The sequence below is a fragment of the Gilliamella sp. B2969 genome (genome assembly GCF_026536195.1).
GTDB lineage: Bacteria > Pseudomonadota > Gammaproteobacteria > Enterobacterales > Orbaceae > Gilliamella.
Genome location: NZ_JAFNOP010000011.1, coordinates 23,658 through 39,748, shown reverse-complemented (window position 1 = coordinate 39,748; position 16,091 = coordinate 23,658). Strand labels below are relative to the sequence as shown.

The 16,091-nt window shown below is 35.8% G+C and carries 11 protein-coding genes, 1 pseudogene and 1 CRISPR repeat array; of the genes and pseudogenes, 5 read left to right on the top strand and 7 right to left on the bottom strand.

Going from position 1 to position 16,091, the window contains the following annotated elements; all coding sequences use genetic code 11:
* Window positions 1-7: 7 nt before the first annotated feature.
* Genes prmA through J3U66_RS10600 form a run of 3 tightly spaced genes read right to left on the bottom strand, consistent with a single transcriptional unit; the run spans window position 8 to window position 2,545 of the window.
* The gene (gene prmA / locus J3U66_RS10610) at window positions 8-874 is read right to left on the bottom strand and encodes a 50S ribosomal protein L11 methyltransferase (RefSeq protein ID WP_267333435.1); all 867 of its coding nucleotides are present in this window, start codon (window positions 872-874) and stop codon (window positions 8-10) included.
* Window positions 849-2,300 carry a sodium/pantothenate symporter gene (gene panF / locus J3U66_RS10605; protein ID WP_267343491.1) on the bottom strand — a complete coding sequence of 484 codons (1,452 nt, stop codon included), beginning with the start codon at window positions 2,298-2,300 and terminating at the stop codon, window positions 849-851. The genes prmA and panF overlap by 26 nt, the downstream gene beginning before the upstream one ends.
* Window positions 2,301-2,308: 8 nt before the next feature.
* Window positions 2,309-2,545, bottom strand: a complete 237-nt coding sequence (locus J3U66_RS10600; protein ID WP_065634883.1) for a YhdT family protein — start codon at window positions 2,543-2,545, stop codon at window positions 2,309-2,311.
* 178 nt (window positions 2,546-2,723) lie between these two features.
* On the opposite strand from J3U66_RS10600, the gene ilvC reads away from it, so the two are divergent.
* Together ilvC and J3U66_RS10590 are read left to right on the top strand one after the other, a co-directional pair.
* A complete protein-coding gene (gene ilvC / locus J3U66_RS10595; RefSeq protein WP_267333438.1) occupies window positions 2,724-4,202 on the top strand; it encodes a ketol-acid reductoisomerase in 1,479 nt (492 codons plus the stop codon).
* Window positions 4,203-5,326: 1,124 nt separating this feature from the next.
* A CRISPR array of direct repeats spans window positions 5,327-5,714; the repeat unit is 28 nt; unit sequence GTTCACTGCCGTGTAGGTAGTTTAGAAA.
* Between the two features lie 385 nt (window positions 5,715-6,099).
* Window positions 6,100-6,672 (top strand): cell division protein ZapC, encoded by a 573-nt coding sequence (locus J3U66_RS10590; RefSeq protein ID WP_267333439.1) that lies wholly within the window; start codon window positions 6,100-6,102, stop codon window positions 6,670-6,672.
* Here J3U66_RS10590 and J3U66_RS10585 read toward each other — a convergent pair.
* Both J3U66_RS10585 and greB read right to left on the bottom strand, forming a co-directional pair.
* Window positions 6,662-7,765 (bottom strand): YcbX family protein, encoded by a 1,104-nt coding sequence (locus J3U66_RS10585; RefSeq protein ID WP_267348932.1) that lies wholly within the window; start codon window positions 7,763-7,765, stop codon window positions 6,662-6,664. The genes J3U66_RS10590 and J3U66_RS10585 overlap by 11 nt on opposite strands.
* Window positions 7,766-7,916: 151 nt before the next feature.
* The gene (gene greB, locus J3U66_RS10580; protein ID WP_267333441.1) at window positions 7,917-8,402 is read right to left on the bottom strand and encodes a transcription elongation factor GreB; all 486 of its coding nucleotides are present in this window, start codon (window positions 8,400-8,402) and stop codon (window positions 7,917-7,919) included.
* Between the two features lie 42 nt (window positions 8,403-8,444).
* Between greB and J3U66_RS10575 the strand changes: the two are divergent.
* From J3U66_RS10575 to J3U66_RS10565, 3 genes and pseudogenes are all read left to right on the top strand, one after another.
* Window positions 8,445-10,610: pseudogene (locus tag J3U66_RS10575) on the top strand (Tex family protein); the annotation flags it as partial.
* Window positions 10,611-11,286: 676 nt separating this feature from the next.
* Complete coding sequence (locus tag J3U66_RS10570; RefSeq protein ID WP_267348928.1) at window positions 11,287-12,732, top strand: hypothetical protein; 1,446 nt, start codon at window positions 11,287-11,289, stop codon at window positions 12,730-12,732.
* A 62-nt stretch (window positions 12,733-12,794) separates the two neighbouring features.
* Complete coding sequence (locus tag J3U66_RS10565) at window positions 12,795-13,286, top strand: hypothetical protein (RefSeq protein WP_267333444.1); 492 nt, start codon at window positions 12,795-12,797, stop codon at window positions 13,284-13,286.
* A gap of 406 nt (window positions 13,287-13,692) precedes the next feature.
* Here the strand turns inward: J3U66_RS10565 and J3U66_RS10560 are convergent, their stop codons facing one another.
* Entirely contained in the window at window positions 13,693-14,559 is an 867-nt protein-coding gene (locus J3U66_RS10560; protein WP_267333445.1) for a YjjW family glycine radical enzyme activase, read from the bottom strand.
* Window positions 14,534-16,081, bottom strand: a complete 1,548-nt coding sequence (locus J3U66_RS10555; protein ID WP_416379629.1) for a YjjI family glycine radical enzyme — start codon at window positions 16,079-16,081, stop codon at window positions 14,534-14,536. Before J3U66_RS10555 ends, J3U66_RS10560 begins: the two co-directional genes overlap by 26 nt.
* Window positions 16,082-16,091: the final 10 nt, after the last annotated feature.

The following is a 16,091-nucleotide window of genomic DNA, read 5'->3' as shown; positions in this document are numbered from 1 at the left end:
CAAATTTTTACTTTTTTTTGCCAGTTATACGGCACCATTCATCTTGCTCAATAACTGGATCTAACTCAAAATGTGCTTGATAAGCTAAGCAAACACTTTGTGCCTGCGATGCCAAAATACCGGATAATCCCAATAGCCCACTTGGTTTAACCAGCTTATTTATGTTTGGTTCGAGTTCTTTTAATGGTCCGGCTAAAATATTGGCAACAATAACATCTGCCTGTAAATTATTGGGTATATCGTTGGCAAGATAAAGCTGTAAATTATTGCTAACATTATTACGCTCAGCATTGTCACGACTAGCTTCGATAGCTTGTGGATCGATATCGATACCAATAACCTGTTTTGCGCCTAATTTTAATGCGGCAATGGCCAAAATACCAGAACCACAACCGTAATCAATCACAATTTTATTGTTGAGATCTAGACCGTCTAACCAAGTTAAGCATAATGCTGTAGTTGGGTGGGTTCCGGTTCCAAATGCTAGACCGGGATCTAACATCACATTAACCGCATTAGGATCGGGCACGTCTCGCCAACTTGGGCAGATCCAAAGTCTTTTTCCAAACTGCATAGGATGAAAGTTATCCATCCATTCTCGTTCCCAATCTTTGTCTTCTAATTGTTCAATTTTATAAGAATATTGGTCTAAATTTAGTATCGATTTTAACTCATTAATCTCTGTTTGAGCATCATAAAGCCCGATTACATCGGTGTTTCCCCAAAGTTTAGTTTCACCAGGTAAAGGTTCAAAAACAGGATTGTCATAAGTATCTTGAAAAGTGACTGATACAGCTCCCGATTCTTCTAGTTGTTCGCTGATTTGTTCAGCTAATTCATTAGTCGTATTAATTCTGAGTTGAATCCAAGGCATAATTTTTTCCTTTGTTGCCAAACATATTGGCTAAAATAAAAACCACTAATCCAATAATTAAAGAAGGCACAATTGGGTGGAATGACAATAACTTAATATCATAACTGGCTAATAGTGTATAACTTATTGCACCAGCCAGCATTGAGCAAAGTGCCCCTGTGGCATTGGCTTTTTTCCAATATAATCCGAGTACTAAAGGCCATAAAAACACCGCTTCAAGCCCACCAAAAGCAAGTAAATTTAGCCAAATTATCATATTAGGTGGATTCCAAGCGGCAAAAATGAGTAAACCACCAAAAATAAAGGTAATGGTAACTGAAATACGCGTTAATAATTTATCACTTAAATTGCTATTGCTTTTAATACTTAAAAAAAGATCTTTAATCAGAACGGATGATACTTGCAATAACTGCGCATTGATTGTTGACATGATCGCAGCTAATGGTGCAGCTAAAAAGATCCCCGCAGCAAAAGGCGGTAATACATTAATAATTAATGTTGGTACAATTTGATCTGGTATTGTTAAATCATCAATGATTGCTCGGCCCAAGCTACCAGATAAGTGCATCGTTAACATGATGATTGTAACAACAATTGTACCAATAATAATTCCCTGATGCACTGCTTTACTATCTTTATACGCCATGCAACGCACCGCGGTATGAGGTAACCCCACCACGCCAAAACAGACTAACACCCAAAATGAAGCCATAAACGGAAAATCCATAAAATGGTTTGGGCCTTGTGGTGTAAGCAGTGCTGGATCAATTTCTTGTAGTCGATGAATAATCGTTGTCATGCCGCCGCCTGCATAAATAATCGCGCCAAGCAATAAAACGGCACCAATGATCATAACTAAACCTTGGAATGCATCATTTAATATACTTGCTCTAAAACCACCAAAAGCCGTATAAATAACGGTACCAATACCAAATATTAGTAATCCGCTATGGTAGGGAATACCTACTGATGATTCAAGCAGACGTGCGCCGCCGACAAATTGGACAGTCATAGCGCCAATAAAAGCCACTATTAACGCGATACTTGCAAACCAAACAATCGTTTTACTTTTGTAATGCGCATAAAGCATATCGCTTAAGGTGATAGCATTATATTGACGTGCTAAAATAGCAAATTTTTTACCTAAAATGCCTAATGATAACAGAACAGTAGGAACTTGAATCATGGATAATAACACCCAGCCTAAACCATACTTATAAGCAGCGCCAGGCCCACCAATAAATGAACTTGCGCTAATATAAGTTGCTGCAAGTGTCATGGCGAGTAAAAAGCCACCCATCGTTCGATTACCAATAAAATAATCGGTAAATTGATTGACCTTTTTTCGCTTTATATAAGCATAGAGCGATAATGCAAATACAAAAATCAGGTAGATAACCAGTGGTAAAATAATATCGAAATGCATGGTTTGAATCACTTAGTCTGTTCTAAAGAGATATCTTTGAATTGGGATTTTACAACAATAATACATAACAAAATAAAAGCTAAAGGTGTCATTATGCAAGATAGTTCAAACCACAATGGTAAACCCCAAAAGCCTATTTTGTTGCCCACGCAATAAGCGCAAATAATCCAAGCAATGAGGTAAATAGCCGTTAACAGCAATGATAACTTAGCTTCTTTTTTAGCTTGCTTAAAGCGAGTATCCATATTATACAAATTGCCGATAAATAAAAGGTGGCTTAGAGTAAAAGAAACCGTAAAACTTAGCAAGTATATTGCAATTTATGCAATATAATATTTTAAATATATCAATTTTAGCAATAAAAAATTTACTATATAGTGTAGGGCATATCAATTATGAATTACTCAACTCATGGAGAGAACAATGTCAAATTACTTCAATACTCTAAATTTACGTGAAAAGTTACATCAACTTGGTCAATGTCGCTTTATGGCGCGTGACGAGTTTGCATCTGAAGCCAATTTTTTGAAAGGTAAAAAAATTGTTATAGTTGGTTGTGGTGCGCAAGGCCTTAACCAAGGCCTTAATATGCGCGATTCTGGTTTAGATATTGCCTACGCTCTACGTAAAGAGGCGATTGCTGAAAAACGCGCATCTTGGAAAAAAGCGACTGAAAATGGTTTTAAAGTCGGCACCTACGAAGACTTAATTCCGACAGCTGATCTTGTTATTAATTTAACGCCAGACAAACAACATTCAGCTGTTGTCAAAGCTGTGCAACCACTGATGAAACAAGGCGCTGCACTGGGTTATTCTCATGGGTTTAACATTGTTGAAGTGGGCGAAAAGATTCGTTCGGATATTACTGTTGTTATGGTTGCCCCTAAATGCCCAGGTACCGAAGTACGTGAAGAGTATAAACGTGGCTTTGGCGTGCCAACGCTTATCGCTGTTCATCCAGAAAACGATCCAAAAGGTGAAGGTTTAGCCATTGCTAAAGCGTGGGCTGCTGCAACTGGTGGTCATCGTGCTGGTGTTTTACAATCTTCATTTGTAGCCGAAGTAAAATCAGACTTAATGGGTGAACAAACAATTCTTTGTGGTATGTTACAAACGGGATCACTACTTTGCTTTGATAAACTTGTTGCTGATGGCGTTGATCCTGCTTATGCTTGTAAATTATTGCAATTCGGTTGGGAAACCATTACAGAAGCGTTAAAACAAGGTGGCATAACGTTAATGATGGATCGTTTATCTAACCCAGCTAAATTACGCGCTAATGCTCTAGCAAAAGAGTTAAAAGTTATCATGACTGATCTTTATCGTAAACACATGGATGATATTATTTCTGGTGAATTTTCTGCAACGATGATGAAAGACTGGGCAAATGATGATGCTAACTTATTAAAATGGCGTAAAGAAACCGGCGAAACAGCATTTGAAAAAGCGGCTGAATATCAAGGAAAGATTGATGAACAAGCTTACTTTGATCAAGGTGTTGTCATGATTGCGATGGTCAAAGCGGGCGTTGAACTTGCATTTGAAACCATGCTCGAATCAGGTATTTTAGCTGAATCAGCTTATTATGAGTCATTGCACGAATTACCACTTATAGCTAATACTATTGCGCGTAAACGCCTGTATGAAATGAATGTGGTTATTTCAGATACAGCAGAATATGGTAACTACTTATTTGCTAATGCCGCAATACCTTTATTAAAAGAAAAATTTATGCCAATGTTACAATCGGGTGATCTTGGCAAAGCTATTCCAGAAGGTAGTGTTGACAATGCACAATTACGTGATGTAAACGAAGAAATTCGTAATCATCCAATTGAAATTATTGGTCGTAAATTACGTAGCTATATGACTGACATGAAGCGTATAAATGTAGCAAGTTAATTAGCTATCCCAACTAATAAAAGGTGTCTAATGACACCTTTTATTATTTTGAAGTAAGTATCCTCTATTGTTTGAATAAACGTTGACGTTATATCGACTAATATTAATCGTGTATATCAAAATCCTATTACAGGATTGATGATAACAGTAATAAGTAATACGAATTTTTACTTACAACTAACTTCAACTTTAACAAACGCTCGTTAATATGCGGTAACATTTGATTGGATAATAGTGACTTAACTTACTTGGTTATAGGCATGTTTTAGAATTTTTTGGCAGTTAATAACGCTATGGCATAGCGCATTTCTTACTGAAATCTGAGTCTTAATACTCTTTTTATTTAAAAAAACGTTTAAGTTTTTGCAAGACGCTGTAGTGAGTTAGAAAGCTATTTAAAAGTTTGTCGAACGCTATGCAAATAAAAAAGCATAATGATTTTATCAACACCCCGCCCTACAGTTAAACAATGCATTGATCGCGTTACCCATAACTGCTGACATCGTTGTGAATTCAAACTATTTTTACTCAACTGAGCTATATTTATCTACACTATATATGTTAGTGAACTCGATGGCAAAGGCTCGGCGCTATTTACAGGCTTTATAAACTACCTATACGGCAGTGAACTTGGTTAGCAAATCCCAATCGTCGAATCTTTCTAAACTACCTATACACGTTAATCTACCACTAAGCTCCTCTGCTTCTTTTTTGCCCCCTACAGAGTAGTGAATAAAAATACTGACTAATAGTAAAAATTACTTGGTTTTAATGAATTGTCCTATCTTGGGTGTGAATAAACTCAATGTTAAAAAGTGAAACTTATTTATTACGTTAGTCACAAGTTATCAGCAATATATTGATATTATTAATTTTATTTTCTTACTGTAACCTGATTAATTGATTAATTTGCAGATAAGGGTTATAAGATTATAAATAAATTTTAGCTTTATTACAGCTGAATAAATAAACCAAAAAATTACCCTTGTTTTAACCCTTTTTTTTAGCTTATTTTAAAAACTAATAAAATCAATAGATTAAAAATAGCTACAAAAAAAGGGTTTTTAAAAGTAAAAATATCATTTACCTTTATCTGAACAACGATTATAGTAGGTCGAACTCTAGTTCACTGCCGTGTAGGTAGTTTAGAAACGAACAACGTCAATTGGACCGTTGTTGTTTATGTTCACTGCCGTGTAGGTAGTTTAGAAAGCACATCAAGAAACACTTGCAGCGCATAAACCGTTCACTGCCGTGTAGGTAGTTTAGAAAGAGCTTAAAATCATCAATTAATCGTGTTACGCGTTCACTGCCGTGTAGGTAGTTTAGAAAATATTGTCACCGGTTGCCTTTGATAGTAAATTGTTCACTGCCGTGTAGGTAGTTTAGAAATTGTGAGAGATCGTCGCCAGTCAATACCATTTGTTCACTGCCGTGTAGGTAGTTTAGAAATTTCCGAATCAGAACCATATTGAACCGCTACTGTTCACTGCCGTGTAGGCAGAGTTAAAAATTTTACAGAAATTTAGTTGTGATTAATATCTGGTTTACAATTATTTTATACCTTGGATAAACCGAGGTAATCTTCTTCCTATTAATTATCTCATCACAATTTAAAATTATCTAAATCCATAATAACCCTATCTCGTATTGATGTTCTGTAAAGAAGTTTAATTAAAGCTGTATTTTATAATATAAAAAAAGATGGATCGAATGGGATCAATGATCCTTAAAAAGGATCGAAGTTAGATCGTTTTGATCTTTACCTATTACTGATAAATTTTTTAAAAATTAAGCAATTAAAAAGTTTTTATTTTAATTTATTATTTATTTTTTATCTAAGTTATGTTATCTTTTTGTGCAAATTTAGTTCAACTTTAAAAAGGGTAATATATCAATGAAATTAGCATTTCGACCAACTGATAGTTGGCGTTGGTATTTTGATAGTGATTATGATAGCTTAATGCTAGAAGTATCGCCTGAAATGCTATTTCGTTCATGCTATCCTAGCAAAATGTTGATTCCCGATGTGTTTGGCGAGTTTCCTTTTTCTGTCAGTGATGCAACTGCTTATTATCAATTTTTTGATAGCTGTCAATTATTGAATCTTAACGATTCGCAAAAAATTGAATTGTCGATAAATGCGATTGTTGCTGCCAATTTTTTAAAGCCACAAATGCCAAAAAGTTGGTATTTTTCGCAGCAAATAACGGCATATCGACCTAAAATGGCCGATATTGTTGTAGTAAATATGCAAGAAGGTGGTCAATCAGTGTTTTTGATGGTCGTTGAAGCCGGCGAAAACGCATCGTTGTGTATTATTGCTCAACCTACTTTTGGTGCTATGAATAAAACTTTCTATTTTTCAGAAGCGATTAAAGTCATGAACGATAGATTAATGCCAATTTCAACTTGTTCAATTGAGGATAGTCTTAGCAAACATCCACTTGAGTTAGAAGCTATTTCTTAACTAATTCAATTTCAATATTACTTTTGGGTATACAACTACAAGCTAAAATTCGATTTCCTCTTTTAATAGCAGCTTTAGTCATCGCGGTTACTTCACCACTTTTCAACAGTATCTGACAACGTCCACAAACTCCGGCACGACAAGAATAGGGCACAGCTATTTGATGCTGTTCTAATTGTTCTAAAATAGTTTGCTGATTATTGCCTTGAATTATTTGTTCATTAAGTGCGATTGTGCAAGGTTGTTGATTTTGCTTAATTTCAGCTGGGAATGATTTAATATAATTTTTAGCCGGTTGTCGCTCCAGTACTTCTATAGGATCATCTAAACAGACGGTACCATGATTACGAGCAATCATATTCATACCAAAATCAATTTTACCCTCACTATCAGATCTGAAATAGCGTAACGTTTTCAATGGCTCATTATCGGTTGATAACTTACTGGTTTCAACATTCATGGTTGTTACAACACATCGTGTACAGGGTTTGACAATATCAAATATAACTGGGCCAATTTTAATTGTTTTCCAACCATCTTCAGCAAAAGGTAACGCATCTTTAATAATAATATTGCCGCGAAATTGGCGAATATCGAGTTTTTCCGGGCATTGTTGTTGTAAATAATTAAAAGAGGATTGATTAAGTAATAAATAGGGGTATCCATCAGCAAAGCTTACCGCTACATCACAATAGCGTTTTGTACGTCGTGATAAATGGTTACCTACCCAACGTACTTGTACATCTTTTTGCAAGAATTGACTGATAAATTGATTGACACTAATTGGCGCAATATGCGAAGTAAAATGATTTCCCCATACTTGAGTGGGTTCAACATCTTGGGAAAAATCATCTAAATTAATCGTTATCGCTTGCTTAGAGGGTAATAGTAGATGGATCTTATTATCTACCAGTGTGGTTTCGATTTTTAATAACTGTGGATATTGTCTTGCAGTAATAAAAGTCCCATCGGGTTCACTTATCATTAAAACACGATCGTATTGAAAGCCGCCTTCGGTGGTGGTGGCTTTTTTTACTGGAATGCCTTTCATGGACTTACAGGGATAAATATATAACTGATCAACTAACATCATAATGATTGTAATTTAGAAGCAATTAATAAATTATAGCTTTATTTGCCTGCAAGTTTAAGAAAATTATTCGTCAAACAATATTTAATAACATCTCATTGAACATAACAAATTGTTCGATTTTTTAAAGTGTTATTTTAGTCAATTAAATAGGTTAAAGGGTTAATTCTTGATAGCTAATCGCCACGATATAGAGGTAATTTGTACCATTAGGGGTCATAACCGATATTTCATCATCGACCTTATGACCAATTAATGCGCGGGCAACAGGGCTGTTTATTGAGATCCAATTTTTTTTCGGATCGAATTCATCGGTTCCAACAATTCGATAAACATGTATGCGACCAGATTCATCTTCTAGCTTAACCCAAGCCCCAAAAAATACTTTACCTTCCTGCTTAGGATCGGGATCAACAATTGTCAGCGTTTCTAAACGTTTAGTCAAAAAGCGTACGCGCCTATCGATTTCACGTAATCTCCGCTTGCCATAAATATATTCTGCATTTTCACTGCGATCGCCAAGCGCTGCGGCATCCGAAACAGCTTGTGTTACTTGAGGTCTTTCTATTTTCCATAAATATTTCAGTTCACGATCGAGTGCCAAATAGCCTTCTCTTGTTATATAATTAGCTTTTTGCATAATAAAATTCTATTCCGTTAATCGACGATATACAGAGATACCATGATAAATAATCAAATTAGCCATATTATAGCCGGTGAACTGACGGTAAAACCAGAACAAGTTTTAGCGGCTATTCAATTATTAGATGAAGGAAGTACCGTCCCTTTTATTGCCCGCTATCGTAAAGAAGTAACGGGCGGATTAGACGATACCCAACTACGCACGCTAGACAGTCGTTTAAGTTATTTGCGAGAACTTGAAGATCGTAAACAAACAATATTAAAATCAATCGAAGAACAAGGTAAATTAACCACAGAATTGAGTGACAAAATCACACAAACGCTTAGCAAAACTGAGCTTGAGGATCTTTATTTACCTTATAAACCTAAGCGTCGTACACGTGGGCAAATCGCTATTGAAGCAGGGCTTGAGCCACTTGCTGATGATTTATGGCAAAACCCACACCTTAATCCAGAATCCGAAGCTGAAAAATATATCAACAATGATAAAGGTATTGCTGATAGCAAATCAGCGCTGGATGGTGCACGCTATATTTTAATGGAACGATTTGCTGAAGATGCTGGGCTTCTTGCCAAAGTCCGTCATTACTTATGGAATAATGCCCATTTGGTGTCGCAAGTTGTAGCGGGTAAGGAAGAAGACGGCGCTAAATTTCGTGATTATTTTGCGCAAAGTGAACTTATTTCTAAAGTGCCTTCTCATCGCGCGTTAGCGATGTTCCGTGGCCGCAATGAAGGTTTTTTACAACTGTCATTAAATGCAGATCCCCAATTTGAAGAGCCGCCAAAAGAAAGTTATTGTGAACAGATTATTACCGAGCATTTGGGTGTTCATTTTAATGAGCAACCTGCTGATAAGTGGCGAAAGGCAGTAATTAATTGGACATGGCGCATTAAAATTTTAATGCATATGGAAACTGAACTGATGACTACCTTACGTGAGCGAGCTGAAGAAGAAGCGATCAATGTGTTTGCCGCTAACTTGCATGATATGTTAATGGCTGCGCCGGCAGGGATGAAAGTTACCATGGGAATGGATCCAGGATTACGAACAGGCGTAAAAATTGCTGTTGTTGACGCAACTGGTAAATTAGTCGCAACTGAAACGATTTATCCGCATACCGGGCAAGCGGAAAAAGCGGCAATGATTGTTGCGGCGCTATGCATTAAATACCAAGTCGAATTAGTGGCGATTGGTAATGGCACGGCATCGCGTGAAACCGAGCGTTTTTATCTTGATGTGCAAAAAAAATATCCAGAAGTGAAAGCACAAAAAGTGATTGTTAGCGAAGCGGGGGCATCGGTATATTCTGCCTCGGAACTGGCCGCGCAAGAGTTTCCGGATCTTGATGTATCATTACGCGGCGCAGTTTCGATTGCGCGCCGGTTACAAGATCCATTAGCTGAACTGGTGAAAATCGATCCTAAATCAATTGGTGTGGGACAATATCAGCATGATGTAAGTCAAACACAATTAGCTAAAAAGCTTGATGCAGTGGTCGAAGATGGGGTAAATGCGGTTGGGGTTAATTTAAATACGGCTTCTGTAATGTTACTCGCGCGCATTGCTGGGCTTAACAAAGTCATTGCCCAAAATATTGTTGATTGGCGTAATGACAATGGTCAATTTTCTGACCGTAAACAATTACTCAAAGTTGCAAGATTAGGACCAAAAGCTTTTGAACAGTGTGCAGGTTTTTTACGGATCATGGACGGTAAAAATCCACTCGATGCATCAGCTGTGCATCCTGAAGCTTATCCGGTTGTGGAACGCATTTTAGATAAAAATCATAAATCATTAAAAGAGATTTTAGGTGACTCGAAATATTTAAACTCACTCAAAGCAGTTGATTATGTTGATGACCATTTTGGTGTGCCTACTGTAACTGATATTATCAAAGAACTTGATAAACCCGGACGCGATCCACGGCCTGAATTTAAAACAGCTCAATTTGCCGATAATATCGAAACCATGGACGATTTGAAAGTGGGCATGGTCATGGAAGGTGCGGTAACAAATGTGACTAACTTTGGTGCATTTGTTGACATTGGTGTTCATCAAGATGGTTTAGTGCATATTTCAGCTCTCTCAGATAAATTTGTAGAAGATCCGCGATCGGTTGTCAAAGCTGGCGATATTGTAAAAGTTAAAGTAGTTGAAGTCGACATACCACGTAAACGCATTGCATTAACCATGCGTTTAGATGATGCGGTGACCACTAAAGCCGAAGCAAATAAAAGCCAGCATCGTAGCAATCAAGCGCTAAAAAATCACAATGCACCTTCAAGCACCAATAGTGCAATGGGCAATGCATTTGCTGCTGCTTTTAAAAAAGGAAAATAATGATTTTTCTATCTGCTTTAACTTATTCTAGCGTATTAAAAGGATGATGATTTATCATCCTTTTATTCAATCTATTTGATATTTTTTACATTTTTATCGTTTGTAGAAATAACTTTGAAATCTACTTTTTTTAGAATATAATTGTACAAATTATATTCTATTTTGGGTGAATAAGTTTAATCGGTTTAAATTTTTTGCGCCAAATAGAAGGTTAATTTTATACTCTAGTATAACCAACATATTCTTTTCTTTAGTTAGCTTTTCTTTTGTATTTTTTTAATGTCATTATTTTAGTTTTAAATGAAACATAAGATTGGATTTTTAAAAAAATAGTAACTATTTTTGCATCTAGCAGTAATTTCAAAACAACATCTATTTATACTTAGATGCATAGCGTTAAACATTAACAAAAAGCAATAATCGATAACTGTTAAAACTTCACAATTTTTTATCAAATGATGATTAATTTGTTCGTTCAAACTTCAACTCAATAATCTTGCTCAACACTTTGGATAAGTTAATGAATAGAGGCTAAGAAATGAATAACATTATATATTATACAAAAAAAGTGTGTTTTGTTCGATTTAACATAAAAATTCTAGTTTTATTTATATTATTATTTTTTAATCATACAACAATAGCGAGTAACGGTGTTGTAACAGTGAACTCTATTCATGGTAATCAACCAGATATTCTTGCAAGCGCTGAAACTAAAGTGTTAAACGGAATTCAAATCAAATTTAAATTAGATGATCTCGATCCAGTCGTTATTTCGCCAGGTAGCGCAAATAAGATTTCTGTTGCTTACAATACTTCACCTAGCCTTTATTCATTTGGTGTCGATATTTCGAGTTTAAATGACAGTGATATTCATGATGTGGATGGTGATAAATTGTCGAGTACCGATAGTTTCATTATTCAATCGATTAATGCTCAATGGCTTGACCAAAACAATAACATTATTGCTTCTGATTCCACTGCACCCCTTGGCCGTGATGTGTGCACTTCATCGACGACTAATGCAAATTTATCGGTGAAGGTAACCATTACATTTATTGCTAAAACCCAATACGGTATGCCTGACACCTCAAAACCAAGAGAAGTGTCTAAAACATTTGAAGTCAGTGCTGATGATGGTATCTGTTATATCAGACCGGGCGTACTGGCATTGATTACAAACAATGGTTGGAATGAAGGGGATAACTATGCTCCTTATGGCGCTGATACAATAAGTGTTGATCCTCCTTATAACAGTGATCAATTTACCTTTCATCAAGGCTTCAAGGCAACAGCAACAGATTCAAATGGAAATCATTTTCCAACTTATGGTTTTCCAGAGGCTCGTTTCAGAATTGTACCCGTCAATCCAATATCGGATTATAGTTATACCTTGGTCAAAAATCCTAATAATTCCTTAGTGAATACTGCTCGTGCTTCAAACGCTGATTCTAAAAGTGAATTTAAATTTACCAATAATGTACCTAATCAAGGTGATGAATTTGTAATTTTAGTCACAAATAACCGCACTTCAGCACAATTTTATTATACTTTTTCAATTAATCATTGGTTATATTTCTTAAATAATCCCCCTGGTAATTGGGCAAACTCAAATAAATTATGTCAACAAAATAGTGATAGATTGCCAACACGAGCTGAGATCTCCAATTCTCCTTTATCATACATACCCACAACTAACGATAACTATTATATAAAAGGTAATGGGTATAAAAGAGCAATCGGTGAAGGGTTAACACCAGAATGGGGGAAAGTCTACTTCTATGCACCTTTAGATATTATTGGTCGAGATATGATGTCTGGATTGCTAAATTTGAAAAATTTAATCTATTATGAATTCTATTTCACAAATGAACAATCATCAGTAAAAGATGTAATGGGTAATAACAAATATTATAGTGTAGGGATAGTCGAGGGTAATGTTATTGTTGAACCTGATGTGGCCTATACTGCATGTGTTAAATATTAATCTGATGAAATTTATAATTTATTAAATCAGAAAGTTTATATTAGACATGAGAAGGTATTTTTATGATAAAAAAGAGATCGATAATGTATTTTATTAATAAAAATATATTCAAGTTTGATTCCAATACTACCCAAAAAAAACAAATGTTTTTTACATTACTTTTTACGATATTCGTATTTCATCTTTTTTTTAATACGCAAGATGTTAAAGCATTATCTTCAGCCGAGGTTAATGCGATTAAGAAAAGCATCACTTATTCCCAACAAGTGATGAATATAGGTTGTTTTTATTCGGATATACTCTATTTGCCTTTATCCGAAACTCAAAAAACAACATTCAAACAAGTAGACAGTGATGAAGGTGATATCGTTAAAAATACTCACTTCGATAATGAATACTATATTTGTTGTTATTTATCTGAGCCAATCACATTTTTTACCAAATCAGAAACAATAACAGAACAAGGACAGAGGTATCAAACAAGGATGTTTGAACTCAATCATTTTGATCTCAACCGTATGTGCCGTTTACACACCACTGTAAACCTTCATTAAATACCATATTTGAGTTATATAAGAAAAGTTATCACAATTATCAGATACAATATTCAACCTTAAGTTGATAATTGTCACTGATAAAATGCAGATTATTTTCTTAAAAAATATGAAAAGTTTGATTATTGCTCAATTCATGGTTACTTAACATTGAATTTATTGTAATAAGGCGGGTAAAAGATCCTGTGATCCAGTTGCGAATTTACCTTACCAATGCTGACGAATAATAACTTTATCTGAACAATTTGAGCTCTGCCAATATTCTGCCATTCTCCCGATGTATAACGTAAAGCTTGTGGTATCGATTGAGTATTTTGTCGATCTTTTGGGCCGTGAAGAATGACTGAAACAGATTGGGGACGTTTTAATTTTAGGAATTTTATCGTTATGTTACTCCTTATCAATCTTACAAATAGACGCTTGGGAGCGTAATGTTATGTAAGCCATTATTTTTTAATTGCATGGCAAAAAGTTCGACTTGATCTTGCGTGGCGGGTTTCCAAGTTTTGGCTATGCCGTGTACCCCATGATTATGAAAGGCATTTATTCTAATTTTGATATTGGGATCGATATCTATTAAAAATTGTGCAAGATGTGTGGCATTGTGTTGTAAGTCAGTATGCTCAGGAATGATTAAAAATCTCACTTCGTAGAGTTTGTTGATTTTCGCCAGGTAGGCGATAGTTTGCTTTACTCGATAATTATCTCGACCGGTTAGTTTTTTATGTATTTGGCTATCCCAAGCTTTCAGATCAATCATTGCACCATCAAGTACAGGTTGTACTTTTTGCCAGCCAGATTGTGACAAATAACCATTACTGTCTATAAAACAGGTTAAGTGCTTTAAATCTTGGTCTTGTTTAATAGCACTAAAAAGTTCTGTAATGAAGGGGAGTTGTATTGTGGCTTCACCACCACTAAAGGTAATTCCTGTCAAAAAAGGTAGGTATTTTCGAATTGTTTGCAAAATATCTTCAACACTGTAACGGTAAGTCATGGGCGTTGAACTATGGCTACAGGTATTTATGCAGGTATCACATTGCTGGCAAGTCGACGCTTGCCAAATGACGTTGTGATTATCAAAAGTTAATGCTTGATGTGGGCAGGCATCGACGCAACTACCACAATTACTACACAACGATATGGTGTAAGGATTGTGGCAATTTAAGCATCTAAAATTACAGCCTTGCAAAAAGATGACCAAGCGATTGCCTGGTCCATCAACACAAGAAAAAGGTAACAGTTTATTAACGATTGCCCATGACTTGTTCATGACTAATTACCCGAGGTGTACGGCATAGATAGCTATTGTTTTCAGTATCTTCGGCCGCTTCACTACCTAAAAATGTGGTATTAATCCGTGAGCCTTCTTGTTTATACTTTTTGATATCCGATAATCTCACCATATAACCGGTTACTCGAACTAAATCATTACCACTTATATTCGCGGTAAATTCTCTAAAACCAAATTTGAATGCCGCTTTACAAATTTGTACTAAGGCTAATGGATTAGTTTTAATGGTCTCATCAATCGTTAAAATATCGCTGATACCAGACGCATAATATTTATGGTGTTTAAACAGTGCCATAATGTGGGTAACCGGATCCGGTTCATGCCCATAAGGGATACGTAATCCCGGTGTTGCTCCTCTATCAGTACTAATGCCTGACTGTGCATGTAACATGGCTTTACCCTGCCAAGCATGCTTAATTTCATGACTATCAACAAAGTCAGCGAGTTGTTTAGAAATAGTGGCAGCCAGCTCATTGGCATCTTCATCGACACCGTAGCGACCGGTTAAGTGAGATTTCTCTTGTAAAATATTCACCGCTTCAGCCATGGCATAGACCCCAAACATAGGCGCAAAACGGTTGGCATCAATCAACCCTTCTTTTACCAAAAAGCTATTTTGAAAAAAGTTGGATTTTTCATATAAAAATGCAGAGCGGGCTTTAATTAAATTCAGCTGTAATTGACAGTAGAAAGGTAGGGTATTTTGCAAAAAGTCGACAATATTTTTACTGCGTAGTGCCACTTCCTTTAAATTAATTCTTGAAAGGGTACTGCCACCTCCGGCAACGGGTAACGAATTATAACAGCTTACCACCCCATAGCCTTCTTCATCAAAATCGTTTTTTATCATCATATTATTTGCAATATGTGGTTTGGCTGTTTGGCAAATATTTTCAATGGCGGTATTTAGTAAAGATTCGGGTGTGATACTTTCGTCATAAATAAACGTTAAATTAGGGGCAACTTGTTTAAGTTCGCGATCGACGCGTAAAATTGTTCGACTAATAACATTGTCGGTCGGCCCAATGTTGGCATGCATAAACGCATCAGGTAAATTGCGATCAAGCATAATCCAAAAACGTTTTAATCGCGGGTAAAGATCGGCTTGTGTTAAATTACCAACATAAGGAAGGAGCACTTGGTCTAAACAACCTAAATAAACGGGCATGCCGGTGACAGATGGAACATGATGATAAGCAATTGTCAGCATATTTAATGCATCATCAAAACTTTTTGCCGGCTCAAGTTCTAGATAGTCTGATCCTTGCTTAAGAAATTTTGCATAATCAGGTAATACATATCGCGGCTTGTAAGGGGCATGACCTTCATACATATCACAAATTACACGTTCATCTAAAGCTTGCTTAGTCTCACTATCCAAGTCAACATAAGGTAAATTATTTTCGGCAGCTAAAGCGAGTAAGTTAGATTTTTGTTTTGGCGACAAATTGGGATCTGTCACTATATTATAACAATTTTGTTGAAATTCAGTCATGTCCATTATTACCTCG